This window comes from Kistimonas scapharcae (assembly GCF_039540975.1).
GTDB lineage: Bacteria > Pseudomonadota > Gammaproteobacteria > Pseudomonadales > Endozoicomonadaceae > Kistimonas > Kistimonas scapharcae.
Genome location: NZ_BAABFL010000004.1, coordinates 21,709 through 32,786, shown reverse-complemented (window position 1 = coordinate 32,786; position 11,078 = coordinate 21,709). Strand labels below are relative to the sequence as shown.

General features: G+C 50.4%; 9 protein-coding genes. 5 read left to right on the top strand and 4 right to left on the bottom strand.

All coding sequences use genetic code 11. The features are described 5' to 3' along the window. Positions 1–1,070: 1,070 nt before the first annotated feature. A complete protein-coding gene (locus tag ABD892_RS00425) occupies positions 1,071–1,949 on the bottom strand; it encodes a transposase (RefSeq protein WP_345192709.1) in 879 nt (292 codons plus the stop codon). A gap of 31 nt (positions 1,950–1,980) precedes the next feature. On the opposite strand from ABD892_RS00425, the gene ABD892_RS00420 reads away from it, so the two are divergent. Next, complete coding sequence (locus tag ABD892_RS00420) at positions 1,981–2,214, top strand: hypothetical protein (RefSeq protein ID WP_345192707.1); 234 nt, start codon at positions 1,981–1,983, stop codon at positions 2,212–2,214. Positions 2,215–2,388: 174 nt separating this feature from the next. Next, a complete protein-coding gene (locus tag ABD892_RS00415) occupies positions 2,389–3,171 on the top strand; it encodes a hypothetical protein (protein WP_345192704.1) in 783 nt (260 codons plus the stop codon). Positions 3,172–3,303: 132 nt separating this feature from the next. On the opposite strand, the gene cysN is transcribed toward ABD892_RS00415, so the two are convergent. From cysN to ABD892_RS00400, 3 genes are all read right to left on the bottom strand, one after another. Beyond that, positions 3,304–4,953, bottom strand: coding sequence for a sulfate adenylyltransferase subunit CysN (gene cysN, locus ABD892_RS00410; protein ID WP_345192702.1), 1,650 nt, complete (start codon positions 4,951–4,953; stop codon positions 3,304–3,306). 62 nt (positions 4,954–5,015) lie between these two features. Further along, positions 5,016–5,927, bottom strand: a complete 912-nt coding sequence (gene cysD / locus ABD892_RS00405; RefSeq protein ID WP_345192700.1) for a sulfate adenylyltransferase subunit CysD — start codon at positions 5,925–5,927, stop codon at positions 5,016–5,018. A 223-nt stretch (positions 5,928–6,150) separates the two neighbouring features. Next, positions 6,151–6,651, bottom strand: a complete 501-nt coding sequence (locus tag ABD892_RS00400) for a TIGR00645 family protein (protein WP_345192697.1) — start codon at positions 6,649–6,651, stop codon at positions 6,151–6,153. A 307-nt stretch (positions 6,652–6,958) separates the two neighbouring features. On the opposite strand from ABD892_RS00400, the gene ABD892_RS00395 reads away from it, so the two are divergent. The 3 genes from ABD892_RS00395 (at position 6,959) to ABD892_RS00385 (ending at position 11,027) form a co-directional block, all read left to right on the top strand. Beyond that, the gene (locus ABD892_RS00395) at positions 6,959–7,819 is read left to right on the top strand and encodes a phospholipase A (RefSeq protein WP_345192695.1); all 861 of its coding nucleotides are present in this window, start codon (positions 6,959–6,961) and stop codon (positions 7,817–7,819) included. Positions 7,820–8,149: 330 nt separating this feature from the next. Beyond that, positions 8,150–9,394 (top strand): peptidase T, encoded by a 1,245-nt coding sequence (gene pepT, locus ABD892_RS00390; RefSeq protein WP_345192693.1) that lies wholly within the window; start codon positions 8,150–8,152, stop codon positions 9,392–9,394. A 97-nt stretch (positions 9,395–9,491) separates the two neighbouring features. Next, entirely contained in the window at positions 9,492–11,027 is a 1,536-nt protein-coding gene (locus tag ABD892_RS00385; RefSeq protein ID WP_345192691.1) for a YfcC family protein, read from the top strand. Positions 11,028–11,078: the final 51 nt, after the last annotated feature.

Sequence of the window (11,078 nt, the reverse complement as noted above, 5' to 3'; positions counted from 1 at the left end):
GGGTCATTGATTACTCACTGACCACCCCCTGTTTAAGTTGGAAATTTCAGAAGAGGCGACAACTATGCTGGCACAGGGGGGTTGTGCAATCGGTATAGCCTTTAGCTTCATCCTTATACCGATACTCATTCCTTTCATGGTTCTAGATCTTGGCGCCGGAGCCGTATTCTTTGAAGGGGCCTTTGTTGCCAAAGATGAACAGTCTCAAGGCCTCCTCAGGATTCTCAGCACAAAGGAGAACACTACCAATGCCTCAGACGCTCTGCAAAATTCTCCGGTTGTTTCAGCAGGAACCGACAAGTGTGCAGAAGTACGCATAATCAACAACTACACTCGCTAGCTCCACCGACACATCCCGGTTCGCCAACCATATACCCTGATTCGCCTCCAGGAGCTTTGTATAACAATAGTGTGTAGTATATCCCGAAAAGGCAGAACACCCCCTTTCTGGATAGTATGTCATCACTCTGACCGACATACCGAGCTTTCTGAACCAGAACAAGATCCGGGACACCATAGAAAGTCAGACCGCAATTATTGCCATTCCACCTCATAATCATCACATTATAAAAAAACACTACGTAAAGATAATCATCCGAGATGACATATCATTCGATTCCACAAATATGCTTCACTGTTTTTCCAAAAAATATAAAAAACCAATCAAGACAACCCTGCAATTATTACTAACAACAGCAACTTTCCTTAAATCCCGCTTAACCTTGGGAATGTGAGCAAGCTGGCCGTACTTTTGGCAACAGAGTACAGTTTTTGCGCAAAACGCAGTTATCTCTTTGGAATCAGCTTGTGTTTATGATCACTTAGCTTCCTTTTATCCATTTTTCTGGGCGGTCGCAGTTTTTAGCGAACAGTCATCCCCACAACGAGTGCGTTCAGTAGAAAAATAGTGTTTTCGGTCTGCGCTATGTACTGGCCGAACCTCCTTTGACATCCAGCCTCACTGCGGCCTCCCACAGCCATTTCAGAGCCACGGCTGTTTTTACAAACTTCAACGTCCATTTTTTGCCACTGTACGTCAGACGACCTACAGACCGGACAAGCTTTCGGATTTATGGCCGGATTCCATGTTGCCTTTCTGACTTCGGCAGAGCCCTGTATTGCAATGCCCTCAGCAAAATCTGGGCAATTTGACCACAGGCGTAAAAAGCCTGGTTGGCATGGTATTTTTTACAGGGTGGATGATGTAAGTCCAGATCAATCAGTGGGCCTTTCTGTGCATTTTCCTGTCCTTGTTTTTCACGATGACGCCTGACCAGCTCTTTGAGTGGAAGATCGGTTCTGCTTACCAGGATCACACAGTAGCGAGGCTCAATTAACCACTGTTTTCCATCGTGCCAGCGTCGGGTAACGACATACGTTTGCTCACGCTGCCAGTTGGCGGGCTGATGATAGGAGAAGATAGCTTCTTCAGTTCCATCACTTCGAATGGCTGTCCAGGCGTGATCGGGCAAACCTTCAATGCATTCAAGCACCGGACGACAGTTGTTGCTATTAGTGACACTGACAGAGAAGTCCCATTGCTTCTGTTCAAACCATTCGACAACCTCTTTCCTGTAGTAGGCGTTGTCCATGCGAGCCCACACAGGAATTCCTTGTTCGATTAACGGGGCAACATCATTTTCGAGCTGCTCTTTCCAGCCGATACAAACATCACTGGCCCCTGGGTTCAGGCGACCACTGACCCACAGATGTCCGATGAAAATATTGTGAAGCCAATACTGTCTGTTGCCACTGTAACCAACGTCAGCCTGCTCAAAATAACGTCCCGTTACCTCAATCTCAGTACCATCAAGAAAAACCGGCAAGTACTCTTTCTGCTCAACGAAATGGTTTATTACTTCAGGCGCTATTTGCTGGCAGAGGGTGCGGACGACGGAATACAGGGCTTTCACGGTGTTCGCATCAAATAAGGTCAGGTATTCGCCCATTCGTTTTNTTTCCATTTCCAGCACAGAAGCTATGAATCAGGCCAAGGAGAGAGTCCTTGTCATCACAGCCGCGATTGCGTTTCTTGAGATGAATCTTGTTTCTGAGCAGGTCAGGCAGTTTGAGCTGGTTGGCAAGTCGAGCCACAAACAGGCATCCGGCCATGCCTGTCAGCTTGGCATCGGTGAACTCTATGTCGATTTTTTCAGGCTTTGGAATTACCATCCGGGAGCGTCCCTGTGCAGCACCTTATGGGTGCGTTATTAGTTGCACAGGTATTTTGCCTGAAGAGCACAGGGGACGCTCCCTTCATTCGATTTAGCCTTACTGCTTCAGATCGTTAAGCGGGACTTAAGGAACTTTCACTTATCTGACCTGTCAATATGTATACAAGCCTCTTAGCCAAAAGCAAGGCTTATTATTAAACAGCATGGAGAGTGTATGATGCAGCAAGGAATCCCTAACATATCCAAAAAACCATATGGAAGCCCCCGTCCCTGTTATGAAGAGCATATGCAATCAGGTCAACTGTCATTTATAAAAGAAACCAGTCCTGAAGCTCAGTATTCACACCGTTTCTCAGATTCTTTTTATACGTATGACGTTGAGCACGGCACTATTTTAAATGAGAGGAAAATAGAAATGGCGGATCTAAACTGGTTCTTGACCGGTTTTATTACGACTATGGGAGCTTACGTGGCCTCTTTGGTGACAGTTGTATCATTTACATTGACGCCGTTGTACTTTCTGAGCATACCCATTTGTGCCGCAGTCATACTCGTAAGCGCTGTCGTTTTCCATTTCTACATCACGTCTGAAAGCAGCCAGCAACATGCAAAACAGGTATTATGTCCAAAAACGCAGGAGCAGGCAGAGGCTCTCCAATGCGAAGCTGTAGTAGTCTGCAGGAAAAAACAAGCAGAAATTAATGATTTACAGGCCATTAATAAGTCGCTCAAAGATGATATGCGCAGCGTTTTGGATAGTGACACATGCCAGTCGGATAGTAAGTGTAAAGACGTTGCCATGAGCCGTTCTGATCTTGAAACCCAATATGCAGCATTACTTCATTCATATTTAGTCAATAGAGATACAATTCAAGCATTACAATCATCATTAATGAATCTTGAGGATATGTACCAGCTCTCAACTGAAACCGATAGTACGGGAAAAATTAATGTTAAGAAAAATGGCACCGTAAAGCCTGAAGATCTCCCCCAATAGCTTGATAAAGCAAGCATATTAATGATACGAATTCATTGAAAATATAAGCGCAAACTTGATAACCCCATGATAAAACGTAACAACGATAGTGGCGTGCATCATGGGGTTATCAATACTCTATTTAGAATAAGGCTATCCAAGCTGAAGCTGACGCAATATAAATGCTTCCAGATTGCCTTCACCAGGATCACGATGACTAATCACAACTGCATCGTCCGGACAGGCCTGTGGCTGCAATCCCATTGGCACACCTGCTATCAAAACGATCAGACCCGCACTGTAGAGCGCTTTTGCACTTTCCAGCCAATGTCCCGCCTCAGAGTACTCAACAACCACCGGTAAATAACCCCGATCAAAGAGAGTGCGCTCCAGCCGCCTAATATCCTCGCCTTCCGGGAGCACGACCCATGCCGGTTTATGCCCGAGGCGCACCTGCCGATCTTGCACTGATACAGGCAACTGTACATCCTCGCCCGCTTCGGTTTTCCCACGGATCATACCGGCACCCACCGTGACATGGGTCATCCTGTCAATAATGATGAACGCACCCATGGTTCGGTTATCCCGGTACCGGTCGAAGGCTATGTCTTTTTCCAGAATGAGGCGACATAGGCCTATTTCATTCAACTCGAGCTGATCAGCATTACCTTTTTCCAGGGTATTCACATCAACCCGATGCTCAATGTCACGCACAGTGCCATCTACCACCGTGGAGGCCAGTTTGATGGCATAACGTCGCCCCGGCTGCAGCGGCTGCTCCGCCATCCAGACCACCATAGCGTCCAGCGCATGGTGCACATCCGGCAGGTTATCGGAGAGGGCCAGCGTATCACCACGACTGATGTCGATCTCATCACTCAGGGTCAAGGTCACTGCCTGACCAGCAAAGGCCTCATCCTGCCCCCCCTCCCAGGTAACGATGGATTTCACGGTGGACTCTTTTCGGGAGGGCAGTACGGTGACAGCATCTCCCGGTTTAACGACACCGGAAGCCACGGTACCGGCGTAGCCGCGGAAGTTCAGGTCCGGTCGGTTGACGTACTGGACGGGAAAACGGAAATCCGTCAGGTTCCGATCACCGTCAACTTCAACGGTTTCCAGAATCTCCATGATCGAACCTTCGGTATACCAGGGGGTTCGATCACTTCGATTCACCACATTGTCGCCTTCCAGCGCAGACATGGGCACAAATCGCACATCGCCCAGATTCAGTTTCTCGGCAAAATCAAGATAGTCATTGCGGACCTGTTCGAACCGGTCTCGAGAGAAATCCACCAGATCCATTTTATTAATAGCGACAACCAGGTGCTTGATACCCAGCAGATTGGCAATATAGGTATGCCGTCGGGTCTGGGTCTGCACGCCATACCGGGCATCGATCAGGATGATCGCCAGATCACAGGTCGACGCGCCGGTCGCCATGTTGCGGGTGTACTGCTCATGCCCCGGCGTATCCGCAATAATGAACTTTCGTTTTGCCGTGGAAAAATAACGGTACGCGACATCAATGGTAATACCCTGTTCACGTTCCGCCTGCAGTCCATCCACCAGCAGGGCCAGATCCGGCCGGTCGCCCTGGGTGCCGGACTGGCGGCTGTCCGCATTGATCGCCGCCAACTGGTCTTCGTAAATCATCTTGGAATCATGCAGCAGGCGACCGATCAGGGTGCTTTTCCCGTCATCCACGCTGCCGCAGGTCAGCAGCCGCAGCAATGCTTTTTCTTCATGCTCCTTGAGATAACCAAGGATATCCTTTTCGATCAATTCAGACTGGTGACTCATGGCAAGCGTCCCGGAATCAGCTGGTAAACGACATATTCTGTTTTATGGTTGGCTTGGAAACGCTAGAAATAGCCTTCCTGCTTTTTCTTTTCCATGGAGCCGGACTGGTCATGGTCGATCACCCGTCCCTGTCGCTCCGATGTACGGGTCAGCAGCATTTCCTGGATGATGGATGGCAGGGTATCCGCCTCGGACTCAATCGCACCGGTTAAGGGGTAGCAACCCAGGGTACGGAACCGGACCTTCTTTATCACGGGTGTTTCCCCTGGCTCCAGCGGCATCCGGTCATCATCCACCATGATCAAGGTGCCATCGCGTTCAACGACAGGGCGCTCCGCCGCAAAGTAGAGCGGGACAATTTCGATGTTTTCCAGATAGATATACTGCCAGATATCCAGCTCGGTCCAGTTGGACAGTGGGAATACACGAATACTTTCGCCTTTCTCATGCCGTCCGTTGTAGTTGTTCCAGAGTTCCGGGCGCTGGTTTTTCGGATCCCAGCGATGGTTTTTATCACGAAATGAGTAGACCCGCTCCTTCGCCCGGGATTTTTCCTCGTCCCTTCGGGCACCACCAAAAGCTGCATCAAACCCGTACTTGTCCAGCGCCTGCTTCAGGGCTTCGGTCTTCATGATGTCGGTATGACGGCTGCTGCCGTGAACAAACGGGCTGATCCCCATCTCCAGACCACGGGGATTACTGTGCACCAGCAGATCAAGATCCAGTTTTTTGGCCTGTTCATCCCGGAAGGTAATCATGTCGCGGAACTTCCAGGTGGTATCCACATGCAACAGGGGAAAAGGTAGACGGCCCGGGAAGAACGCCTTGCGGGCCAGGTGCAGCATCACCGCGGAATCCTTGCCGATGGAATACAGCATCACCGGGTTGTCGAACTCGGCCGCCACTTCGCGAATGATATGAATGCTTTCGGCTTCCAGCTGCTTGAGGTGGTTCTGGTGGTAATCCGTGCTCATGCGGTCACTCGTCTTCTGACACTACAGTCGTCCATTTACCGGTGAGGGCTGTATCAGCGCTCGCCAGTCGTCTGCAGTGCGGGCTTATGATTATTCGGGTACTGTCAGGGAATGCCACTATACCAATAAGGCTAAGGCATAAATAAGAGGATAATTAGATGATTATCTTATATGTATATGACGGGAAGGGAGGAATGCATCAACCTCCCGAGGACTTGCATCACTATATCTGTTTCTTGTTTTTCATAATGAAATCCAGCATGCCCATTCCGATCGCTGACACGACAAATGTCAGGTGAATCACCACATACCATATCAACTTGTCGTTATCCACATGCTCGGCATCCATGAAAATTTTCAACAGGTGAATGGAAGAAATGGCCACTATAGAGGCCGCCACCTTGGCCTTCAGAGAACCGGAGTCCATTTTCCCCAGCCAGCTGAGCTTCTCTGCCCCTTCTTTGATATCCAGCTTGGAAACAAAGTTCTCATAGCCAGAATACATCACCATGACCAATAGCCCGCCCACAAGCACCACATCTACCAATGACAATATCTTGAGCAGGACGGACATTTCCGTAAGGTCAAAAAGATGAAACAACAGATAAAACACACTCTCAAAGAACTTCATCACGAGAATGATCAACACCAGACTCAGGCCAAGATAGATTGGCGCCAGTAACCAGCGAGATGCGTACAGTAAGTTCTCAAGCCACTTTTCCATGTGGAGCCATCCCCTCTGAAGAATCCCTGTAGAAGGATCGTAATGTATCGCTCTATTGTGCACTTACTTTTTCCAGCATAGTGCGCCCTCAAGAAAACTTCCTGTACGCATACGGTTACACGACCGAGCCATCAGGCGATGCCTCATCAAGCGACCTGTCTCAGACACTCAGATCACCCTCGAGCCGTCACGCGACAGAAACCTTCTCAATCACACGTTTCCGACTATGCTTGTTAGCCATTATTCCACAGCTTCCAATGGCAGGTCTAACAGTGGAACGCTGATCGTTCAATCAACGGATAATGTGATGAACTGGAACCACGCCCATGTCCTGGCATCCTTATGCGCCATGCTAGGCTTCGCCAATATGTCAGTATCTTCGACGGCAACAACCGCACTCCACGAACCAACTGACAGCGAATCAGACCTGTTCATTTTGAAGCCCTATCGAACCAACTATCTATTACCCGCACATCACAGCCAGAAACCCAACCAGGCTTTTTTTGCACCATTAAATCCCAACGACAGGAATGTCAAAAGAACCGAAATCGAATTCCAGTTAAGCCTTCGCTTTGCCTTTGCAGGCAATCTTTTCAAACCAGACGACACCCTTCAATTTGCCTATACACAAAACTCGTTCTGGCAGGCCTATGACAAGTCGGCCTACTTCCGGGACACGGACTACCAGCCGGAACTGTTTTATACCCTGCCCATGAACCATACCTGGGGAGAGTGGGTATGGCGCTCAGCCTCGGCAGGATTTCTGCATGAATCCAATGGCAAGGGGGGCGATAACGAACATAGCTGGAATCGGGTCTATCTCGACTTTCTGCTTGAGAACGGTAACGTCGCCATCAGCCTGAAACCCTGGGTCAGACTGAAAATCACAAACCATGACTATAACAAGGATATCTCTCACTACCGTGGCGACGGTGAACTGCAGCTGCATTACACCCTGAACAATCACCAGATGATCTTCAAAAGCCGTAATAACCTAGGCAGCCTCTTTTCCCGGGGCTATGAGGAATTCACCTGGCTATTTCCCATACATCGCAATCTTCAGGGAATGATCAAATTAACGAGTGGCTATGGAGAATCCATCTCTGATTACAACCATTACAATAATACCTTTGGGTTCGGTGTTGCCTTTTCCCATTGGCAGTTATGAATAAGCCGCCAGATTTTGACTCACACATTCCTCCACTTGATATGCCTTTCTTTTGAAACTTCACGATCATTCCATAGCAACCATACAAGAAATAAAACGATCATTATTGCCCTGAAGCATCGGCAAACGACACCACTCTGGAAATAATTGTCGTTTTATTACCATAGGCGTGATTTCAAACGCTGACCCCGCCGATTTCCAACAATAAACCACAAATATTCTCAGAAAACCGGTTTTCAAAAACGGACTAATCCAAATCAATATAACGCGTGATCGGTCACGCTAGATTATGCCACAACGTTTTGTCTCGCCCAGAAGAAGTATGCAGGTATGCAAAAGGCATTTACAGATCGCTTTCTCCGTTATGTTTCCTTCAACACCCGTTCCGATGATGCCAGTGACACGGTGCCCAGTACGCCCGGTCAGCGGGTGCTCGCACAACAGCTACGTGATGAACTGGCAGCCATGGGACTCGCGGATGTCAAACTGGACAGCAACAGCTATGTGACCGCACGGCTGCCCGCCAATACATCCCACCCGGTCCCCCCGATCGGTTTTATCGCACATATGGACACCGCGCCGGACGCTTCCGGCGAAAACGTCAAACCCCGGATTATCGAAAACTATGACGGCAAGGACATCCTGCTCAACCACGAGCAGGCGCTGCGTCTGTCGCCAGCCGATTTTCCCATCCTGAAACAGTATATCGGAAAGACCCTGATTACCTCTGACGGCACCACCCTGCTGGGCGCGGATGACAAGGCCGGGATTGCCGCAATTATGACTGCCATTGCTTACCTGGTTGAGCACACCGACATTCCCCATGGCGACATCTGCATCGGTTTCACCCCGGACGAAGAGATTGGCCGCGGCGCCGATCACTTTGATGTCGCCGGTTTTGGCGCACGCTGGGCCTATACCATCGACGGCGGCGCACTGGGCGGGCTGGAATGTGAAAACTTCAACGCTGCCGGTGCCGATATTCTGTTCCGTGGACGCAATGTTCACCCGGGCACTGCCAAGGGCATGATGATCAATGCCATGCATCTGGCGCGACAGTTTGCCAATGAGTTGCCCGCCAATGAGGTTCCAGAGAAAACCGAGGGCTATGAAGGCTTCTTCCACCTCTGCAGCATGTCCGGCAGTGAGTCCGAAGCCCGGCTTGAATACATCATCCGTGATTTCAACCGGGACAGTTTCGAACACCGCAAACAACTGCTGTTGTCCATTGCTGACAGCATGAACCAGCAACTCGGCGAAAAGCGGGTCATCGTCACGCTGACCGAAGAATACGCCAACATGCGTGAAGAGCTGGAAAAAGTCCCCCACGTGGTATCGATTGCCCGTGAGGCGATGGAAGCCTGCGGCATTCAGCCGGACATTAAGCCGATACGGGGCGGTACTGACGGCTCCCGTCTGTCATTCATGGGACTGCCGACCCCCAATATTTTCACCGGTGGCCATAACTTCCACGGCCCGTATGAATACCTCTGTGTTGATTCAACCCTGAAAGCCATTGAAACCATTATCAGCATCTGTCGCCTGACAGCTGAGAAACACTGGAACGTCGAATAAAACCACCTTAACCCAGCCGCTGGCAATGGGGGACATAGCCAGCGGCAGTAACACCAACAACACCGCACATCCTGTTGCCATTAGGGGGGACTCCACCGTGAGTACTACTGCCACCGCTACGCATCCTGAACAGAAGAGAAAACTGACATTCCCATCCGCCTATACGGTTCTTTTAATCGTAGCCGCACTGGTCGCGATACTAACCTGGATGGTCACACCCGGAATCTATGACAAATTGTCGTACGACGACGTCAGCAATACGTTCATGGTTACCTATGCGTCCGGGGATATGAAGGAATTCCCGGCCACCCAAGAGACACTGGACCAGTTTGACATCAAGGCACACCTCGACAAATTCACCGGCGGCGACATCCGCAAACCGATCGGCATTCCCGGCACCTATACCACGGTCGAACCCAGCCCCCAGGGCGTGACAGCCTTCTTCCAGGCACCCATTGCCGGTATGTACGACTCCATTGGCGTCGTCTTTTTTGTACTGGTGATTGGTGGCTTTATCGGGGTGGTCAACCATACGGGCGCCTTCAACTCGGGCATACAAAGCCTTTCCACGGCGCTGGAAGGTCGCGAAAAGTGGCTGATCATCATTGTTACCGCATTGATCGCCGTTGGCGGGACCACCTTCGGTATGGCGGAAGAAACCATCGCCTTCTACCCGATCCTGGTGCCAATCTTTCTGGCCGCTGGTTATGACGCCATCGTCGCTTTGGCCGCTATCTATCTGGGTTCATCCGTGGGCACCATGTGTTCTACCGTCAACCCGTTCAGCACCATCATTGCCTCCAACGCCGCCGGCATTAACTGGACCGATGGCCTGACACCCCGCCTGATCATGCTGGTGCTGGGCACAGCCCTCTGTATCTGGTACCTGATCCGTTACGCTGAAAAGGTCAAGGCCAATCCTGAAAAGTCGCTGATCTTCAGCCAGAAAGCGGAGCTGGAAACGCGTTTCCTTGGCAATCACTCGGCTGACAGCACCCAGATGACCTCTCAGACCAAGATGATCCTGTCTGTCTTTACAGCCACCTTCATCATCATGGTTTATGGCGTCTCCCAGCTGGGCTGGTGGTTCATGGAAATGACCACACTGTTCTTCGTGGCATCACTGGTGGTCGGTGTGCTGTCCCGCATTGATGAGAAGGCGTTTGTCCGTGAGTTCCTGCAGGGTGCCAGTGATTTGCTGGGTGTCGCCATGATCATCGCCATTGCCCGCGGCGTCACTATCCTGATGGATCAGGGTATGATCAGCGACAGCATCCTGCATGCCAGCGCCGGTTTGGTCGATGGCATGGATAAAGGCTTCTTCATCGTGGTGATGATGGTGCTGTTTGCCGGTATTTCCTTCTTCGTACCCTCCTCTTCCGGCCTGGCCGTACTCTCCATGCCGATCATGGCACCACTGGCTGATGTGGTAGGCCTGCCCCGGGATAATATTGTCAGTGCCTATCAGTACGGTATGGGTCTGATGGCTTTCATTACCCCGACCGGGCTGGTGCTGGCCTCACTGGCCATGGTTAATGTGACCTTTGATAAATGGCTGAAGTTCGTGCTGCCTCTGCTCGGTATGCTGACAGGGCTGGCGGCTGTATTACTGCTGATTACCGCTTATCTCTGATTCGCGGCGTAGTTAAGACATGAGCAGCCAAATACACCGGCTGCTCATTTT